The following is a 20,220-nucleotide window of genomic DNA, read 5'->3' as shown; positions in this document are numbered from 1 at the left end:
CCTCCTTCACCTGACAACGGGCCGTTAACTCCGATAAGCAGGCAAAGCAAGTGCCCCTTTTAGCCCTTCCGCCACCTCAATCACCGCTTCCTCATTCATGCCGATGTGCATGGGCAGGGACAGAATGCGCTCCGAACAAAATTCCGCGATTGGAAAGTCCCCCGGCTTGTAGCCCAGATGGCGGAACGCCGGCAGAAGGTGTACTGGCAGCGGATATTGCACCGCGGTCAAAATGCCTTTCTTCTGCAAATGACGCCGAGCGTTCTCCCTTGCCTCCGCAGGCAATCTCACCACGTACAGATGGAACACATGGCTGTCATCGCCACGGTGCGCAGGCAATACGATTCCGCCAAGCTCACCCAAATAGCGTTCGTAAAGCCCCGCTATCCGCCTTCGATGCTTTGACCACTCATCCAGCCGTTCTAGCTTTAGGCTCAGCGCAAGCGCCTGCAAAGCATCCAGCCGGCTGTTGTAGCCCGGTATTTCATGCGTATACCGCGTCTCGCCGCCGTGATTGCGCAGCTTGCGAACGGTCGACAGCAGCGACTCATCCGAGGTGACGATCGCTCCTCCGTCGCCGAGCGCCCCCAAGTTTTTGTCCGGATAAAAGCTGAAGCAGCCCGCATCGCCCGTGCTGCCGGCAGGCATGCCGCCCAGTCTCGCTCCCGCAGCCTGGGCGCTGTCCTCCACGACAGCGATCCCCCGCTCTCGCAAAAGCGAGATCCATGGCGACATATCCACCATCTGGCCGTATAAATGTACGGGAATGACGGCTTTCGTGCGCGGGGTTAGCTTCTCGAGCAGACTCTCCGGATCGATGAGATAGCTTCCCAAGTCGCAATCCACAAGCACCGGCGTCGCTCCCGTATGATGAATCGCCTCGACTGTCGCGACGAACGTGTTGGCAGCCGTGACTACCTCATCCCCCGGCCCTATGCCAAGCGCCTTGAGCGTCAGGAACAGCGCATCCGTTCCATTGCCGACGCCAGCCGCGTATGCCGTTCCGGAATATCGGGCGAATGCCCCTTCGAATTCCGTAACCGGCTGCCCGCCGACGAAGACGCCCTTCGCGGCCAACTGTCCCACTGCCGCAAACCACGCTTCTCTAATTTGTTCGAACTCCAACTGCGGTCCCGCAAACAATATTCCCATGCCTTCCCCCTTGTTAGACTGCTCCCTGCGACAGGGACTCAACTCCGGCAGCCAAGCAATGCCCTGAATCTCCCTGTGCAGCAGAAGCTCTTATTTCGTCCATGACGATCATGCCCTCGATGGCCTCCTCCAACGTAACCGCCAGCTCGCCCTCTCCGGACAGCTTAGCAGCAAACGAGCCATAAATATGGCGCACCGCGTCCATATCTCCCCGATAGCTCTTCTTGCCGGAATACGCGGAGGGAACCGGGTTCGGCGGCCCGTTCTCCAGTTGCAGGACAGCTTCGCCCTGCCCTGTAATTCGAAGGGTTCCGAACTCCCCTCCAACGATCCACTGCGGATCAGCCGCATGGGAGCCGAAGTGGATGTTCAGCATAAGCAGAATGCCGTTATCCAGCTCCATATGGGCCGTTACGCAATCCTCTGCATCTCCCTTTCCGAAGCGTAGGCGATGGATCATCGCGGTTATGCTTGTTCGGCTGCCCAGCTTGAGATGAAGCAGCTGATCGATCAGGTGAACGCCCCAATCCAGCAGCGCCCCTCCGCCATAGGCGCTCTCCTCCCGCCAGGAAGGCCGGAAGGACTGCACGCCAAACGAGGCGCCTGAGCCGAATTGATGATGTCGTCGTTCAACGAATTGAATCCTGCCGAGCTTGCCACTCTGAAGCACCTCCTTCAGGATCGCCATGGCGGGATCGAAACGTTTGTTATGAAACACCGTGACGATCCCGCCATGCTTATGGGACAGCTCCCGCAGCAGCATCGCTTCTTCCGCGTTGACGGTCACGGGTTTCTCGATAAGCACATGCTTGCCGCGGCGCAGCACCTCTGACGCGATCGCGTAGTGGCTGCGCGGAGGCGTCGCAATCAGTACCGCATCCGCCCCGCCGTCCAGAAGCTCGTCGAGCTTCTCCCAAGCAGCCAAGCCTCTGCGCTCCGCCAGCTCCCGCCTTTGCGGCGTCAGATCGAATACGCCGCTAAGGTGATATTCTGGCATTTTCCTCAGCAGCGGCAGATGGGTCAGCTCGACGATGCGACCAAAGCCCGCAATCCCCAGATTCACCTGCTTCATCGGAGAGCGGCTCCCGATATCTGTAGGGCGACAACAAAATCCGTCAAGCTGCCGACCGTCGCAAACACGCTTGGATCAACATCCTCTTCGGGAAAGGCCACTTCAAAATACTCTTCGATGTACACGGCAAGCTGCAAAATCATAATAGAATCCAGATTCAAGTCCTCATTCAGCCTATCTATTTCATTTAGCTCAGCGGGCGCCGCGACATCCAGCTCTTCCGCGATAATCTTGCGCAGCCCGTCAACAATGCGAATCCGTTCCATTATTGTTCCTCCTCCCATTTACGAAGCCATCTTCTGCTTATTTTCCCCGTCGTCTTGCGCGGGATTTCATCCACGAGCCGCACGGCGCTCGGCACCTTGTAGCCGGGCAGCAGCTTCGAACACTCCGCCCGGACCGCCTCCGCTCCGATCTTTCCGTCGGCCACGATCATTGCTTTGACTGTTTCTCCCCACACGGAGTGCGCAGCTCCGTACACGACCACCTCCTTCACGCCAACGATTCCGGCAATCGCCCTCTCTACCTCGCTCGGCATAACCTTCTGCCCCGACACGTTGATCAGATCGTCCAGCCTGCCCAGCACCCGAAGTTCGCCTCCTGCCGTTACGACGCCTATATCGCCCGTCCTCACTACCTGCGTGCCGTTTCTTGCCACGAGTTCACTCGCGTTACCTTCGAATGAGACTGCGCCTTCGCCATGCTCCTCCAGTAGGCTCTCCGCCGTGACATGCAGATGAGCCAGCGGCCGCCCCGCCTCGTCGGGACGCTCCGGTCCTGCCTTAAGGGAGATGCAGCCGATCTCGGAGCAGCCATACTGCTGCCATACCTCGCCCGCCGTTGCCCTTAGCTTCTCCAGCATGCTTTCGGTCAACGGAGCGCCAGAGCTGATCGCCTTCCGGTAACGAACCTCGCCTTTGCTAAGCGAATCCATGAGTCCGTATAAGAAAGGAACCGCGTAGACGATGCTGTCCGGGTTATCACGGATATGTCGCAATGCGGCCTTTGGATTCCGGGTGTGAACAACGTGTGGGATATCATCTCTCGCCCAAGCGGCCAGCACGCCAGTAATTAGGCCGTATGAATGGGACACCGGCACAAGCACAAGCGGGGGTTCCCCGCCCGCAGCGGCAAGCGAGCTATTGTAGCTTACCGTCTCCCATGCGATATCGGACCAAGTCCGGCTGATCAGCTTTGGATCGCCTGTCGTACCTGAACTGAACTGCAGCAGCGAGGGCTCAAATTGCGGCTCACTAGCTGCCGGTGTTCTAATGAACGTTGAGCGGCTCCCCCCTTGAACAGGTATCCTTTCCCCATGTTCAGGAAACTGTAGAGAAAGCGCTTGCAATGGCGCGTCTAGAAGCAACGCCCGACAGCCTGCGTTCGCCGCCATCACCGCAGCTTCATCGTTCGGCGTATCTCCATGCAGCAGTAAAGCCGAGGCATGATGCTCGCGAAAATAGATTACCGCAGCCAAGATGTCTACCGGATCGCGCAGCCGGATCGCGTAACGGTGCCCTTCGGGCGAGCGGCAAAGCTCCAGTTCTCCAATCATCCGCATCCGCGATTCAAACTGTGCTTTGCTCCAGGTATTGCCGTCTACTTTCAGCATGGGGTCCATAGCGCAACAACTCCTTTTTCTTACGATTCTAGGGTTGTCCACCTTCTTATTCAATATATAATTCTTCAGAATGTGCGCCATTTTTCAGGATTGGCGCGGCGCCCAGAACACATCCGACACCCATCGACGAAACTCCCTATTATTCGACCGGATACTCACTGCTGCTTTGCTCTGCCAGGCCTGAATTTCAGCGCATTCTAGACTCATATTCGTACAAAAAATCGCTTCTCCAAAGTCAAGTCCTCACTTCGCCACATTCAGCGTGCCCTTTCAACTAATGATGCCAAGGCAATATCGCAGCATCTTTCGGAGTAATCTGAAGAATAAAGCTTTCTTGGACAACGTTGAATTTCTTGAAATCGAAGCAGACAGCAGCGTCATTGAAAACATTATCGTGCGTGTGGGCTCACACCAAAAGAAGATGAAGCACATTCTGCGAATGATTCAAATCGAACACTCACAAGACAAGCCGCTATGTAATCGAACCATCTTCAATCAGATTTAAATTGTGCTTAATGATTGGCAGAACCATCAGGCAGAATGTCCATTATGGTTTATGCAACGCCAGTGATTGAGCGTTGGGTTGGGTTGGGTTGGGTTGGGTTGGGTTGGGTTGGGTTGGGTTGGGTTGGGTTGGGTTGGAGATGTAGAGGTAGATTGAAACAGTATGATAAAACACGTTGTTGATCGCATCGGATTTCAACCATTTCCAGTTATATAAATAGAATTTCAATTTACAAAAAATCGCTCTCTCAAAAATTTCTGGGACTTCGAAGTATTTAGTTGGAATTACTCCCGCTATTTTAAGAGTTTTCGGGATTTCGAGACATTTAGTTGGAATTTTTCCCTTTAATTCTAGTTATGAAGCCGAAATTGACGTAAATCAGATGATTTATCGGGAGCAATTCCCTTTATTTTATGTACTCAGCGAAGAAAGCTATTTTAGAGGGAGGAATTCCCTTTAAATCATAACCATTCTAAATCAGCTCCCATCAAACGGATGTATGCAACTCATTTCGATAGTAGCTTAAGCTCGCTTACCTATATAAGTTGATCTAAAAATTGAAGTTTAAGCGAAGTAAGAAGATCGTTTTGGAGAAACGAAGTGTTCACCTTTGTAGCCGGATTTTTACCTTTACATATCTTAGTCAATCAAAGAATCTGGTAACATCCGCGCCCTAAAAAAAAAATCTACTCATGCAGCGACCAACACGAAAGTCTTTAGTTCAACTTATATAGATTAAAGTTTAAATGCAGATAAAACATACAAATAAATACAGCAGCTCAGACCTTCTCAAACAAAACAAAAGGCAGGTCCGCTAGCAGCTAATCTGCTCATGGACTGCCCTTTACAATTAAACTCGCCATTCGGCTCACCGAATATTTATACCCTTAGCGGACGGCGACCTGCTCCAAAACAAACGTTTTAAACGCATCGACGCGTTCAAAAATCTGCTCCGGCTCGATACGGTAATGCTTGTCCTGCACGATGGACATCCACTGCGCCGCAAAGGTCCGCATTCCCGCTTCTTGTCCGGCGAGCATGTCGTCGTTGCTGTCGCCCACGAATACTGTATGCTCGCGCGACCAACCCAGCCCGCTCAAAATCTGTTCGATTCCTTCGGCAGAGGGCTTACGCTTGGCCACATCATCGCCAGTAACGATCTGGTCAAAGGTGATTTCCCATCCCAGCTTTGCCAGCGATATATCCAGCGTGCGCCGAGATTTCCCTGTAAACAGCGCAATGCCAAGCCCCGCTTGGCGTAAATCTTGAAGCAGCTCCGCAATCTCGACATTGCCTTCGACAAGCTCCTCATGGTGCTGCTCATAATCGGCCAAAAATTCACTTACGGCCACATCCACTTTATCCCGATTGCTCAGATGCATCTCAATGATTTGGAGCTCTGTCGGTCCAGCGACCTTGTAAATATCTTCAATCGTTATCTTGCGGTTATCATGCCTTTCGAATACGCCGGCGCAAGCCATGAACATGACCGGCCAGGTGTCCGCCAGCGTCCCGTCAAAATCAAAAATGATATGCTTAATTTCTCTCATCATTCTCTCTCCTCTCCTACTCCACACTTCTATTATATAGGCCAAAAAGGCGATCCCGCTAGGGGAACGCCTTTTTCTGTTTGATAAACCAGCATTACTGATGGCTAGTCGGGTGATTAACCGTCAATGGAATCTCGTTGTTGAACAGTCGGTTAATATCGCCGGTCAGCCGCAAATAGAAATCAGAGGACACCGCGACGCCGTCGGCATCAAGGGTGAGGAAATATTGATTGTTTGGAATCATAGAGCTGTTCTCTGCTGCTTTGGCAATAGCTGTCGCCTCGTCGTACTCATCAAACATCGCAATATAGCCTGTATTTACGCCTATGCTCTTCAGATTATAAGCTTGCCGCCACATAAAATCGCCATGCAGACGCGGAATCTCGTTGACCGGTCCGTTTTTCATGTTTTTCCAGGCGAAGCCCGGCCAGATGACTGGCTGATACACGATTCCGTTCGCTTGGGTGAAAGCAAAGTCCGGCTCCCATTGATTCGTCTTATAGTGGTCTGCTCCTGACAACTGGCTGAACCGGCCGACAAACCATGGCGAGAGCATATCCAGCGACTTGTAAACATCAAGGAAGCCAGGCTTGGAATCCTCATTGCCGTTGCGCCAGTGCGTAGGCACGCCGCCGATGACGTAGTAGCCTTGATTTTTAAACCAAGTGATCAGCTCTGCCGATTCGGCTGCCGTTCCCGGACGATCGGTGAAACCAATGCCCCAAATGCAAATGACAGGCTTGCCATTTTGCTTCGCGTAAGCGGACGAGGAGGTCAAATTCATCGTTCCGACTACATTGTTGGTGAAGTCCGTCTTCACGGCATTGACCCATTGGCTCGCATTCAGGTCCGTAATGTCGTACATCACATAAAATTTACGGCCGTACGACTCTGCTGCATTCTTTACTTTGACAGCTACGCTGTCGCGGTTCTGGTTCCAGTTATTCGGCGCATAGTTCGCATCCGCTCCGAACCTTTGCAGCGCTGCTCCGTTGATATTATAGGTCTGCATCCATTCAAAATGCTTATTAACCGTTTCCTGGTCATACGAGGAGAACAGCTTCGCTGGCTGGCCGTTTCCTAAATTGCCGAGGTTCGTTTGATAAAGCTTTGTATATTCCCTTAAATCGGGATACATTTCAAAGTTCACATTGGAATTAGCTGTCAGGTTGTTGTTATTCTTCGACCAATGCGTCCAATTGTTAAGCGGCGAGCCGTCCCCTCCTGCGGTAAACCAGCCTTGGTAGCCGGCAAAAATTTTGCCGACGACATCTCCGCCCGTCGTTGCAGGCGAGAACTTAAACCAGTTTATGTTAAACAAATTTCCCGCGCCTCCCGTAAATTTCAGGAACAGCTGCTGAACTCCGCTTACCGGAGTGATCGTACAGTTTTTGGTAGTCCATGACTGCCAGCCGCCTGTGCTCGTAACGGCGCACGTACCAGCTAGCGTGCCTGTTGCGCTTCCTAGCCTAATTTCGATATTGCCGCCGCTGTTTTGGCTGGCGACCCGGAACGATACGGCGGAAGCCCCGCTGCCGAAATCGACATTGTTAAACGCAATGTAATCGCCATTGTCGATGTAGGCAACATTTTGACCGCCCTCGCTTGACCCCTCCAGTTGGATGCCAAATTGACTGCTATAGCTCGAAGCTGGCGTTTGAGCAAAGGCTGAGAAAGAAGCAGGCCCAGCCGTCGCGGATGGCAAAGGCGATGCGGAAGGTGTCGGTGTCGGAGCGACCGCCGGGCCATACACCTCCAGCTCGGCAATCTGTCCGCCTGTTGCGCCTGTGTTCGCTGTAATATTTACTTTAATATAGCGGGCATTCGTGTTGGTAAAATTGATCATTGCCGTATTTGTGCCGGCGCTGAAAACATAGGCGGCAGACGCCGCGACTGTGCTATAGCTTGCATCGTCGCTGCTGGTTTGCACGGATAATGTCTGCGTGCGTGCGCCCCATGAAGACGGAAGCTTCAGCACAAGCTGATTCACGGTTTGGCTGCTGCCGAGGTCGACTCGGAGCCAGTTCGGATAGCTGCCCGCCGCGCCTTCCCAATAGGTACTGGTACTGCCGTCTGTTGCATTTGAAGCCGCGTAGTTCTGCGTATGGCTGCTCTCTGTCACGCTTTTGTTTAATGCTAAATTGGTAGCTGCCGACACCTTGGATGGATAAAACGATAGCTGTGTGGAGATTAATGCGATTGCGAGAAAAACAATCAGATATAAATGTCTTTTTCCATTAGCCAACATAAATGCCCTCCTCAAATGAAGTGGTTAGAAAGACTTCTTCAGGCCAAAGCTTCTTTATGTAACATCCTCCTCCAAAGCCCTCTGCGCAGCTGCTGCCCGCTCTTTTCGCTCGATCCTACCACCTCCTCCATTCCTCATCATATGGGCAAAAAAAGAGCCTGGTCCCGGAGGACCAGGCTCGCGTTTCAAGGCTGCTGGTTGTACATACGATACAGGAGCACTGCCGCTTACGCTCGTGTAGGACTGCTTTGATTAACAGGCCATCGATTAGCCATATAACCATCCAAACGAAATGTATTCGCTTACATTACGTTTTAAAAGGAGAAGCCTTCCTTCTTTCCATCAGGTTGGCTTCCCGCTCGAGTCATGCTTATTTTTTGGTAGCTAAAAATTCATCGATTTGTCTTTGCGTTTCCGCGATGATGACATCGAGGCCGTTCTTCTTCTGCGTCTCGATATAATCAGCCACAGCCTTCTCAACATCCTTCACTACGCCGAACTCAATCGGACGGTTCAATTCGTCATTCGCCGTGTCGCGTTTCGCGATTTCGTTCTTCATATTGTCTTCTGCGATAAACAAACCATCAATCGGCGAGTTGACGTTGTTAGGCTTGCTTGCGAATTCGGCTTCTTTTACCCAGAAATCCGGTCCGTAAGTCATTGTCGGACGCATGAATTGCGGTTTCCAGAATGCCCATTGGCCGCCCCACTCCATGTAGTTGCTCGTCGTCGTTTCCATGCCTTCCGGATATTCCGCTGTTTCGCCGTTCAACACATACGTTTTGCCTTCGATACCGTATTGGACAAGGTCATAAAGCGTTTTGTCCGTTTCGATCATATCCAGCAAACGAAGCACGCGTTCCGGGTTTTTCGAATTGCGGTTGATGGCAACCACGTTGGCAAGAGCCGTACGGTTAACGAAACGTTTGTCCGGATAAAGCTCCGCGGATTCCATTTTGAAAGCAGGATCGGAGAAGCCAGGATTTGCGCTTACCCATTCATGTGAAGTAACCGTAAACAGCTTTTTGCCGTTTCTCCATTCTGCCGCTTCATCGGATTTATCAATCATGGCATCTCTGTTGATCAGGTTGTCGTCATACCAAACCTTTGCCAGCTTGGCAGCTTCCAAGTAGAATGGCTGCTGCTCAACCGCTTGCACCGTAATTTTATCGTCAGCCAAATAGAAGCCCAGGCCGTGGAAGTTCAGATCCACCCACTCATCACGAATCATAATGAGGGAAACGGGCGGCGTCCGGGAAATTCTTTCGTTTGGATATGCTTTTTTCAACTCGCGAAGCAAGCGGTCAACGTCCTCAATCGTTTTGATCGAGCCAGCAGGAATATCAAGGCCCGCTTTTTCCACCAAATCAGAGCGCCAGCCGGTAAACTTACGTTCATTCATCTTCATCGTCCATGGAAGACCCACGATATTGCCATTCACTGTTGCAGCTGCAAGCGTGCCTTGCTCTTCATATTTCTTATGAAGATTAGGCGCAAACTCTGGCAGCAAATCATTTAACGCCATATAGGAGCCCTTCGCAGCCATCTGCTTGTACGACAGCCAGTCGCCATCGAAGTTCATATCCCAGCTATCGCCGGAAGCAGCCATAACAAGCATCTTTTCTTTAAAATCGCCAAACGGAATGAAGTTAATATCAAACTTGACGTTTAGGCCCTTCGCTTTGACATATTCGCTAACCTTGGACCATACCTCGTCCGTAGCCGCCTTCTTGTCTCCACCAAAATAAAACTTGAGCGTCACCTCTTCTTCCGGCTTCTCTCCGGTTTCACTGGAAGGTGCGTTTGTGGCAGAACCATTGTTTGTCGTTTTTCCGTTGTTCGAGCTGCATGCTGCTAATATAACGCCGAATAACATAATGACGGCAATGAGCAGCGGCAATCTTGCTTTTCTTTTTTGCATCTGAACCTCTCCCCTTAGTATGTGATTTATATGCTACACGGCTTAAGCCGAGGTAGTCATCCTTTTACGGCGCCAACCATCAATCCTTTTACGAAAAACCGCTGAACGAACGGATACAAGAATATAATTGGCCCAATCGTTACAACGGTAAGCGCCATCTTGATCGATTCCGATGGAATTTGCGCCGAGATGCGCTGCATGGCTGACGCGTTGCTGGAACTCTTCAAAAATTCGACATTCGAGATCAGCGTTCGCAGCAGCAGCTGCAGCGGTTGAAGCTCCTGCTTATCGACGAACATAAGCCCAAGGAACCAGTCATTCCAGTAGCTCAGGGCCACGAACAGCCCTACGGTAGCAAGCACTGGCAAGGACAGCGGCATAATCAAGCGATAGAAGATTTTGAAATCGCCTGCGCCGTCCATTTTGGCCGATTCATTCATATCCTCGGGTATGGAGAGCATAAAGTTGCGAATGAGAAACATATTGAAAGCATTCGCAAGCATAGGCAGAATAAGCGCCCACAGCGTATCCTTCAGATCCAAATAACGAACGCAAATGATGTACCATGGCACCAAGCCGCCATTAAACAGCATCGTGACAATAACGTAGATCGATAAGATGTTCCGGTACTTGAACGATCGCCTCGCCATGACATAAGCGCCCATGCTCGTGACGAACAGGGACAGTACGGTACCGACCACCGTCACGAACAGGCTGACGCCGTAAGCGTCAAATATGCGGTTGGATCCGAGAAACAAAATGCGGTAGGAATCAAACGTAATGCTCTTTGGCCAAAGCGTGTAGCCATAATCCATAATGTCCTTCTCCGTGCTGAGCGAGCCTGATATAACCATAATAAACGGGAACAGGCAGGACAAGCTGAACAGGGAGATTGCTACAATAATAATAAACTGTGAGATTGAAAACTTTTTGGCTACCATATGGATGGTCCTCCCTTGATGTGATATGACGTTAGTTAGAAAATCGCGGAGTCCTTGTCTATTTTGCGAGCTGCATAGTTGCTTCCGATAATAAGCACGAAGGCAATGATCGATTGCAGGAAGCCCGCCGCAGATGCCATGCCGATATCTCCCGACTTGCGCAAGCTGCGATAAACGAAGGTATCAATAACGTCAGTCGTTGGGAACAAGAGAGAGGCATCGCCAACCATGGCGTAAAACATGCCGAAATCCGCATTCATGATTCGTCCGACAGCAAGCAAGGTCAAAATAATAATGGTTGGCCGCAGCATCGGAATGCTGATATAGCGGATCTGCTGCCATCGGGTGGCCCCGTCAATGGATGCTGCCTCATAATACGAATTATCGATGGACGTCAGGGCAGCCAGATAAATGATCGTGCCATATCCCGTCACCTTCCACCGCACGGCAATCGTGAGAATGAGCGGCCACAAACCCGCTTCGCTATAAAAGTCGATCGGCTGCATGCCAATCGTTTCTAATACCCGATTGATTGCTCCGCTTTCGAAATTCATGAGATTGTAAGCGAACACGCCTACAACGATCCAGGAGATGAAGAATGGCAGAAAGGTCAGCGACTGCGTGACTCGCTTAAAATATTTGTTCCTGATCTCGTTGAGCAGCAAGGCAAAACCTACTTCAAACAATAGCCCTACCGTGATAAACAGTGCATTCAGCAGGATCGTGTTCCTCATGGCCCGGAATGCGGTGGAGGAAGAGAACAAATAGTCAAAGTTGTTCAGCAGTGGATCCATCCAATCGCTTCCAAAGATGCCTTTGGCGAAGTCAAAATCCTTAAAGGCAATGACAAGGCCGGCGAGCGGCAAATAATTAAAGAGAAAGAGGAGCGTCGCCACAGGCAGGAACATAAGCAGCAGGGTGCGATTTCTAAGTAATTCCCGAATGACTCCATTAGATTTCATATCGATTTCCCTTTCCCAAATGTGATACTTTTATTCTAATGGAGCCCATACAGGCTTACTATGAGCCATTCTTATCCTTTGTTGTTTTGTTTTATCCTCCTCTCTTCATTCATCCTTTTCCGCAAAAAAAAGCCGTCCTTGCGCGGACGGCCTCCTTCGTTTATCGCTTGCGCTTCCATTTCTCCCGCAATTCCAGCGTTTTTTTGTTCCATGCCTCCGTACTCGCAATGATGCGATTCAGGTCATCCCCTTGAAAGACAATGTCGTTAATGACGTTGATCCAATCGTATTCGGAGAAGCCCGGTATCGTCGCCCCTGGCAAAACAAGCCCGTTGTCCTTCGTCATTTTGACGGCCTCTATATTCTTTCCCTGCCATAACGGCACTTGATCGATATAGGCTGTCAGTTCCGGGTCAATCACGGACGCATTGGCGCCATTCTCAATTTTCCATTTCTGCGCTTCCATTTCAAATTGAAAACTAATCCACTTGTAAGCCTCTTCCTTATGCTGCGAGCCGCTCAACAAGGCAAGCGGTCCATAGATATGGAAGGAATATTGGCCTGCCTTGCCTCGCGGAAACGGAAGAACATCCCACTCGAACTTCGCTTCTCTCTGCAGGCTCGGCAACAGCCAGTCTCCGCCGACCTCGAAGGCGGTTTTGCCGTTAATGAATTGCTTTACGACATCTCCCTGCTTCGCTGAATCGGCCCAAGACAGCATGGACCCGTCCTTCGAGACGAATTCCGACAGCCAGCGCACATCTTCCATCACATTGGGTGAAGCAAGCACGCTCTGCGTCAGTCTCTCGTTCAGGTACGCCAGATTAGCCGAGTGTCCATCTGCGGCGGATTTCATAGGGAGCAATCTCATAATAAAGTCGCTGCTAGTCGTCAGGCCATACTCGCCTGCTGAAGGATCGGTTACCTGCTTGGCTATCGTGCGAAAATCATCGAACGTCCAGTTATTCGTCGGCATGTCCAGGCCATGCTTCGCTAGCAAATCCTTATTCACGACAATCCACATCGGCACGTCAACGAACGGGACGGCCAGCCGGCGGCCATTAAAGGCCATCGTATCGAAGAAGCCGTCAGGCAGCACCTTCTCCTGAAAGGACTTGTCCTTATCCATATAGGGCTTCAAATTTTCAAGCAGCCCGGCTTGCTCGTACCGCAGCAAATCTCCAACGACCCACGTCAAATCCGCCGGCGTTCTGGCAGCCTCCAATGCAACGATTTTATCCATAATCCCATCATCCCCGCCCTCAACGAGAATCGGTTCAATCGTTATCCAAGGATACCGTTCATGGAATTTATCATACAACTCTTGATACCTGACATCTGCCCAGGTCAGCAGCCTTAAGGTAACGGGGGCTTTACCTAAAGCGGGATCATTCTGAACGGGCTCCGGTTCCTTCTTCCCCATTCCCTGATACGTACACGCGGTGGGAACGAGCATCAGCATCAGGAGTATACTTATAACAAATGTATTGGTACGTTTGTTTATCAAGGTAATTCCTCCTTCAATACTCGAACTTCACCCATTGCCAATCGAATCCAGATCCTGCCCTTCCTTCAGGATGGGATGTCTCAGCGTAATTTTTGTGCCGCTTTCTGGTCCGGTTTCAATCTTGAGCTTATAGGCTTCCCCAAAATAAAGCTTGAGCCGGTCATTCACATTCCGAAGCCCGACTCCTCTTCGCGCATGGGAAACCTTCTCGCTCGGCTCTTCCCGCTTTTCCAGCTGCTCCAGAACCGCAATCGGGATGCCTTTCCCATTATCCACAAGCTCAATAACGAGATCATCCTCTTCTTTTCTTGCCGTGATCATGATTTTCCCCTTGTTAAAATTGTCCCGCACGCTGTGCTGAATGGCGTTCTCCACCAGCGGCTGCAGCAGAAGTCGCAGAAATGGCGCATCCAGCGCTGCTTCCTCACAGGAATATAAAATGCGGACGACCTGGCCCATTCTTGCCTGCTCAATAGACACATAAGCCTTAACCTGCTCGATTTCCCTGCGCAGCGTCGTAATTTCCTTGCCTTGATTCAGGCTTAATCTGAGCAAATTCCCTAATGCCGATACCATCTCGCTGATGTCGCTGCGGCCATGGTTTTCCGCCTTCCAGCGAATCGATTCTAGCGTATTATACAGAAAATGCGGATTAATCTGATGGCTTAGCACCTGGAACTCCAGCGCTTTTTTGTTCCGTTCCGAGCGCGCGGCCTCCTTCACCAGCCCTTCAATACGCTGCACCAGACTGCTTACCCCTCGATAAAGCCAGCCCACCTCATCCTTGCGCGAGGACGTAGGCAGCAAATAATGCAGATTATCAGCCTCCAATCTTCTCATCAGCCGCACCAAATGGGCAATCGGCTGCGTGTAATAAACGGTAATATACAGCACCACGCTGATGGAGCAAACGAGATAAATAATTAGAAAAATAAACATTACCCGGTTAATCTCGTCGATCGTGCCCGTCAGCTCGTGAAGCGGAGTTAGGCTTACGATGGTCCAAGGGTACGCCGCCATCTTCACGTAGGTCGCTAAATAGGTTTCTCCATTAACGGTAATCGATTTGGCGCCGTCCTCGCCGGTCTTCATATAGGAGATGAATGACGCCGACGGAAAGGGATCGCCCGTCCACTCATTCATAGACGAATCGTAATGTACGATGCCTTTATCGCCTACCAGCAGCATCTTCTGATCCTTAAGCTGGTCGGACGGCGAGAAATACCGGCGCAAATAATCCTCCGACAAATCCGTAGCGATAATTCCCCGCAGCTTCTGATCGTAAATCCCCGAGAAACGCTTAACGTAGGAGATCAGCGGCTTCCCGTATTTCCCATGCTGCGGCATCGTCAGGTACCAATTGGGACTGACTGTCGATTTGGAGCGCTGAAACCAATATTGGTCACCAATGCGGACCGATTCGTCAATCGTTCTCATATAGGAAGGGTAGTTCGTCGGTTTGATGGGATACACCTTCACCCGGAAAGCATCAATAACCGGCGTAGCATGGTAAAGCACCGTCAGCAAATTCACTGTAAACGCTTCCTCTTCTGCCCGGTCCAAAGGCTCCTTCGCGAGCAAATCCTGAAGGCTCTTGTTTCCGATGACCTCATTCACCGATTCATTCAGCTTGTTCAAGTAAATCTCAAAGTTTTTTCTCGCTTGGAGCAGATAGCTCATGGACATCTTCGTATTCGTATTCGAAATGCCCTCAATCGATTTGATATGAGCGTAATAGGCGAACAACAGAAACGGAACGATAATAATCATAAAAAAAATGAGAATCATCCGGTTGCGGAAGGATGAGGCGAGCCGCAGGGATACTTTATTCATCGTAAATGCACCTTCCCTCCACTAGGACAGTCTCTCCGCAAAGTAATCTTGTCCTCGATTTTAACGCTGTATCCCTCCATCTTGCAATAGCTATTTCCAAGTCATAGCTATAGCATTCCTACGGGTTTGGCTTTCTCCGCTGCAATGGGACAATAATTCCCCTTAAAGTTTATCTTTCTCTCATTGCGAGAAGGATGCAGATTCCATAAACTAGTCTCGTAATACCTAAACCTTATCAAGGAAAAGAGGAACCACGATGACTGCATCGAAACGGGTGGTACATGTCATTTCCCACACCCATTGGGATAGAGAATGGTATATGCCTTACGAAGCCCACCATGTTAAGCTGATCGAAACGATGGACACGCTGCTTGCTACGTTCGAAGCCGATCCGGATTTCCGCAGCTTTTATCTCGATGGACAAACGATTATTTTGGACGATTATTTGCAGGTTTACCCGGAGAAGCGCGACCAAATTCAGCAGCTATGCGATGAAGGCAAGCTCTCTTTGGGACCTTGGTATATTTTGCAGGACGAATTTCTGACTAGCAGCGAGGCTAATGTCCGAAATTTGCAAATCGGGCATCGGGATGCCAAAAAATTCGGGCCCATCTCAAAGCTTGGCTATTTCCCGGACTCCTTCGGCAATATGGGCCAGGCCGCGCAGCTGCTCAGGCAAGCGGGCATCGATACCGCCGTATTTGGAAGAGGCGTGAAGGCAACCGGATTCAACAACCGGGTGGAGGATTCCTCCGGCCTGGAATCGCCCTACTCCGAGCTCATTTGGGAAGCGCCGGACGGCTCGAGCGTTCTCGGCATTCTGTTCGCCAACTGGTACAACAACGGGATGGAAATTCCAGTTGATCCCGCGAAAGCTAAAGCATACTGGGACCACCGGCTGGCACGAGTAGAACAATACGCCTCCACCTCGCAGCTTCTGCTTATGAACGGCTGCGATCACCAGCCCATTCAGACGAATCTATCCGAAGCGCTTCGCGTTGCGCGGGAGCTATATCCCGATTATGAGTTCGTTCATTCCAACTTTGATGATTACGTATCCGCCCTGCAGGCAGAGCAGTCTTCGAGGCTTAGCCATACAAAGGGAGAGCTGCGCGGCCAGCAAACCGACGGATGGTACTCGCTCGTCAATACCGCTTCTGCCCGCGTCTATATCAAGCAGCTGAACCAGCAGAACCAAACGCTGCTGGAGAAGGTGGCCGAGCCGATCTCGACGCTCGCTCATCAACTGGGCAAGCCTTACCCGCATGGCCTTATGCAGTATGCCTGGAAAACGCTTATGCAAAATCACCCTCATGACAGCATTTGCGGCTGCAGCGTCGACGAGGTGTACCAGGAAATGAAAACACGCTTTGCCAAGAGCATGGAGGTCGGCAAGGCGCTAACTTCGGAAAGCGCCAAATTCATAAGCGCCAAAGTCAATACCAGCAGCTTCTCTTCCCTTAGCGAGACGGCTGCTCCCTTCATCGTCTTCAATACGAGCGGCTATGAGGGCTCTTCGGTCATTACCGTTGAAGTCGAATGGTCGCATCGCTTCTTCGATCAAAGCGAAGATCCGGTAGCCATCGCCGGACTGGTTCAGGATCGGACGCATGCGCATGGTTATTTGGTCAATGCAGAAGGAGTGAGGCTTGACTGCACCGCCAAAGATCTTGGCGTTCGCTTCGGCTATGAGCTCCCTAATGACAGGTTCCGTCAGCCTTACATGGCGCGCGTTATTCAGTTGACCTTCGAAACCGGAGCCCTGCCTGCCATGGGCTATGGCAGCTTCGCATGGATTCCAAGCAAGGTGGAAGAGCATGCGCCGTCAGCAAGCGCAGCTTCCTTGCTGACCGCTCCTCATACGCTAGAAAACCGATATCTCAAGCTAACGGTGGCCGAGGATGGAAGCTATGCGCTATATGATAAAAGAAGCACCCAGCTCTTCGCCAATCTCGGACATTACGAAAACGTCGGCGATATCGGCAATGAATATATTTTCAAACAGCCTGTCGAGGACGCCGCATTAACCACTTCAGGATCACGCGCGGACATTCGCATCATTGAGGATACACCATACCGCGCTGCCATTGAAATCGTTCATCGCCTTATGATTCCCGAAAGCGCCGATGAGCTGCTCGCCGAGGAAGTTAGGACGATGCTGGAATTCCGGCAGCGGAAAGCAGGCAGATCCGACACGCTTGTACCTTTGGTCATCGTTACTCGCCTCAGTCTAGAGCGCGAAAGCAAGGGCGTTCATGTACATGCCCGCATAGAAAACCAGTCCAAGGATCATCGCGTGCGCGTCTTGCTGCCAACGGATACTGCAGCAGACTCCCATTTTGCAGACTCCATCTTTGAAGTGGCCGAACGTCAAAATGTACCGACCAAGGAATGGGAAAATCCGAGCAATTGCCAGCATATGCAGTCCTTCATCGACCTCCACGACGGGCAAAGAGGCTTAACCGTCGCAGGCAAAGGATTAAACGAATATGAGGTGCTTCAGGATGGCAGAAACACCATTGCCGTCACGTTGCTTCGCTCTGTCGGTGAGCTTGGAGATTGGGGCGTGTTCCATACGCCTGAAGCCCAGTGCCTCGGCGCCAACGAGGCCGAATGGATGCTGATTCCTTATGACGGCGCTGCCGGTCGCTTCGAAGCCTACCGTGAAGCCTATCGTTTTCCGATTCCGCATACAGCCGTTGGAACGGGCTTGCACGATGGCGAGCTTCCTCTTACAAAGGAATTCCTGAAATGGAGCGGCGACCAGCTTGCGTTCTCCAGCTTAAAGATCAATGAGGAACGGGGCGACCGGATGGCCCGCTGGTACAATCTCGCTGCTACGGGAACCAGCCTAGCCATTCACCCAGACACCGCCTCCCAAACATATGTAAGCAATATCATGGAGGATGAAGGCTCCGAACCAATTAAACATACGCTGCAGGTAGAAGGCTTCAAAATAGTAACCGTCGGATTATCTGGCTGACGTGAACCACAATTGAAATTCACTTTCCATATTTAGCGAAAAAGAGGCAGCTGCCAAAGGGGGTTCAATAATCACCTTGGAGACTGCCTCTTCCTATGCGGAGGGATGTTCGTTTGTCGGTTATGCCTTGTTAGCTCTTATTCCTCCGCGATGCCTCTTTGCCTGCGGTATTCCTTCGGCGTGCAGCCTACTTGCTTCTTAAATAGCTTCGAGAAATGGACAGGGTCCTTGTAGCCCACCTGAAATGAAATCTGATATACCTTGTATTTAATGTCCCCTAGCATTTCCTTGGCTTTCTCGATGCGAATTTCCGTCAAATATTCCAAAAAGGTTTTGCGCTTCTCTTTCTTAAATAGCTTGCTCAGCCATACGGGCGTAACATGCACCGCCATCGCTACACTCTGAAGCGTCAAGCTCTCCGCATAATCACGATGCAATATTTTCTCAGCTTCCGATACGATTTGACTTGGCGATGCAGATAATTTGCGGAAATCGGCAGCGATCGCATGAAGAAATATTTCCGTCTGCACGCGCAGCGATTGCAGCGTATCGTATTGCTCCAACTGTTCCCATACCGCAATTGGGTTGTTGCCCCAGTGCTTGTTCGGAATGCCCGCAGCCGCGGCCCTTCGAAATACTTCGAACAGCCATTCGAATATTTTTTGCTGAATGTCCCGCAGCTGGCTCATGCGCCAGCCCTGTACCATTTCCACAAACCTGTCCATCGCAGCGGTAATCTCTTCGTCCGTTCCATATTTAACGAGATCCAGCACCTCCTCGGGCTCGCTAAGCGACAACTCCGCCCCGTCCCCTTCATAGAATAGCCCTTGCTCCGTAAATAAACGGTTGCCGCCATAAACCGCCTTTTGCTCCAGAACGGTCGTAGCTTCCGAGAACATTTCATGCAGATGCTCGAAGGTGCACGGTATCGTGCGCATGCCCGCGCTTGCCTTCACCTTCACAAAATCATTGATGCGCTGGATGCACAGCTGTGCCATGCTGCGGCTCAACTCCGCATGCTCCGGCCGGGTACAGCTAAAAATAACGATCCAGCGGCTGCAGCTATCCATGCACAGCGCAAAGGGATGCGGATACTCCTCCTCCAGCGTCTGGCTAACGACATTGCCAATGCCGAACAGCACTAAATCCTTTTCCTTCGTATGTTTGTTCTCGATCGCTTTCAAATCATCGGCTTCCACGACAACCAGCGTCATCGGCTGACAGTCCATCCACTCCAAATCCAGCGTCTGCAAGCGATGGCGCCTTCTTGCTATCCGGGACGGATCGTACTCCTGCTCTACGATCTCCCGAAGCAGTTCCTCTCGCATTTTTGGAATGGCGAACTTCACCTGATTGAGCAGCTGTTGTTCATTCTGTTGATCCATTCGCTTCTTGTGAATATTATCCGTCATCTTACGGACAATTTGATCAAGCTCATCCAGGTTAATCGGCTTCAATATATAATCCAGCACACCAATTTGCATCGCTTGCTTGACCAGTTCAAAATCATCATAACCGCTGACAACGATGGCCTCCGGCTTGTAATCCTGCACAGCCGCTAAACCACGCAAAAATTCGAGTCCCGACATCCGGTTCATTTTAATATCCGTGACGATCAGATCAGGCCGCATATCTAGCGCCAGCATGAGCGCCGTATCCCCATCATCAGCCACAAGCACCTCATTAATTCCGTAACTTTCCCAAGGAAAGCGGTTACGCAAACCTTCACGGATTTCGAATTCATCGTCCACAATCAGAGCACGCAGCATCCTCTCATCTTCCCCTCATGCATGATCATAGAATGCCTAGATTTTATCGTTTGCTTATCTTCATACTACCTGAGTCTATTTTGGATTGCACGGGGGTAAATGAAAACTTTATGGGCTATTTATAAATAAACAAAACCTTCATCATTAGTTACGCTA

13 protein-coding genes are annotated in these 20,220 nt (G+C 50.9%); 1 reads left to right on the top strand and 12 read right to left on the bottom strand.

The window, feature by feature from the left end; genetic code table 11:
• Positions 1-24 precede the first annotated feature (24 nt).
• From FJQ58_RS22785 to FJQ58_RS22735, 11 genes are all read right to left on the bottom strand, one after another.
• Complete coding sequence (locus FJQ58_RS22785) at positions 25-1,152, bottom strand: DegT/DnrJ/EryC1/StrS family aminotransferase (protein WP_139997119.1); 1,128 nt, start codon at positions 1,150-1,152, stop codon at positions 25-27.
• Between the two features lie 13 nt (positions 1,153-1,165).
• Positions 1,166-2,224 carry a Gfo/Idh/MocA family protein gene (locus FJQ58_RS22780; protein WP_139997118.1) on the bottom strand — a complete coding sequence of 353 codons (1,059 nt, stop codon included), beginning with the start codon at positions 2,222-2,224 and terminating at the stop codon, positions 1,166-1,168.
• On the bottom strand, positions 2,221-2,490 hold the full coding sequence (locus tag FJQ58_RS22775) for a phosphopantetheine-binding protein (RefSeq protein WP_162341701.1): 270 nt from the start codon (positions 2,488-2,490) through the stop codon (positions 2,221-2,223). The genes FJQ58_RS22780 and FJQ58_RS22775 overlap by 4 nt, the downstream gene beginning before the upstream one ends.
• A complete protein-coding gene (locus FJQ58_RS22770; RefSeq protein ID WP_162341699.1) occupies positions 2,490-3,845 on the bottom strand; it encodes an AMP-binding protein in 1,356 nt (451 codons plus the stop codon). The genes FJQ58_RS22775 and FJQ58_RS22770 overlap by 1 nt, the downstream gene beginning before the upstream one ends.
• Before the next feature lie 1,392 nt (positions 3,846-5,237).
• The gene (locus FJQ58_RS22765; protein ID WP_139997115.1) at positions 5,238-5,903 is read right to left on the bottom strand and encodes an HAD family hydrolase; all 666 of its coding nucleotides are present in this window, start codon (positions 5,901-5,903) and stop codon (positions 5,238-5,240) included.
• A 91-nt stretch (positions 5,904-5,994) separates the two neighbouring features.
• Positions 5,995-8,148 carry a carbohydrate-binding protein gene (locus FJQ58_RS22760; RefSeq protein WP_139997114.1) on the bottom strand — a complete coding sequence of 718 codons (2,154 nt, stop codon included), beginning with the start codon at positions 8,146-8,148 and terminating at the stop codon, positions 5,995-5,997.
• A gap of 370 nt (positions 8,149-8,518) precedes the next feature.
• Complete coding sequence (locus FJQ58_RS22755) at positions 8,519-10,069, bottom strand: extracellular solute-binding protein (RefSeq protein WP_139997113.1); 1,551 nt, start codon at positions 10,067-10,069, stop codon at positions 8,519-8,521.
• Between the two features lie 56 nt (positions 10,070-10,125).
• A complete protein-coding gene (locus FJQ58_RS22750) occupies positions 10,126-11,010 on the bottom strand; it encodes a carbohydrate ABC transporter permease (protein WP_139997112.1) in 885 nt (294 codons plus the stop codon).
• Between the two features lie 35 nt (positions 11,011-11,045).
• Positions 11,046-11,972, bottom strand: coding sequence for an ABC transporter permease (locus tag FJQ58_RS22745; RefSeq protein WP_139997111.1), 927 nt, complete (start codon positions 11,970-11,972; stop codon positions 11,046-11,048).
• Between the two features lie 160 nt (positions 11,973-12,132).
• Positions 12,133-13,479: an ABC transporter substrate-binding protein gene (locus tag FJQ58_RS22740; RefSeq protein WP_139997110.1), complete on the bottom strand. Its 1,347-nt coding sequence runs from the start codon at positions 13,477-13,479 to the stop codon at positions 12,133-12,135.
• Between the two features lie 27 nt (positions 13,480-13,506).
• Positions 13,507-15,312, bottom strand: a complete 1,806-nt coding sequence (locus FJQ58_RS22735) for a sensor histidine kinase (protein ID WP_139997109.1) — start codon at positions 15,310-15,312, stop codon at positions 13,507-13,509.
• Between the two features lie 256 nt (positions 15,313-15,568).
• Between FJQ58_RS22735 and FJQ58_RS22730 the strand changes: the two genes are divergently transcribed.
• Positions 15,569-18,295: an alpha-mannosidase gene (locus FJQ58_RS22730; protein WP_139997108.1), complete on the top strand. Its 2,727-nt coding sequence runs from the start codon at positions 15,569-15,571 to the stop codon at positions 18,293-18,295.
• Between the two features lie 137 nt (positions 18,296-18,432).
• On the opposite strand, the gene FJQ58_RS22725 is transcribed toward FJQ58_RS22730, so the two are convergent.
• Positions 18,433-20,064, bottom strand: a complete 1,632-nt coding sequence (locus FJQ58_RS22725) for a response regulator (protein WP_139997107.1) — start codon at positions 20,062-20,064, stop codon at positions 18,433-18,435.
• Positions 20,065-20,220: the final 156 nt, after the last annotated feature.

Origin of the sequence: Paenibacillus paridis (assembly GCF_006345825.1) — a bacterium.
GTDB lineage: Bacteria > Bacillota > Bacilli > Paenibacillales > Paenibacillaceae > Pristimantibacillus > Pristimantibacillus paridis.
The sequence above is the reverse complement of the archived record's forward strand: the minus strand, read 5'-3'. Positions and strand labels throughout refer to the sequence as shown.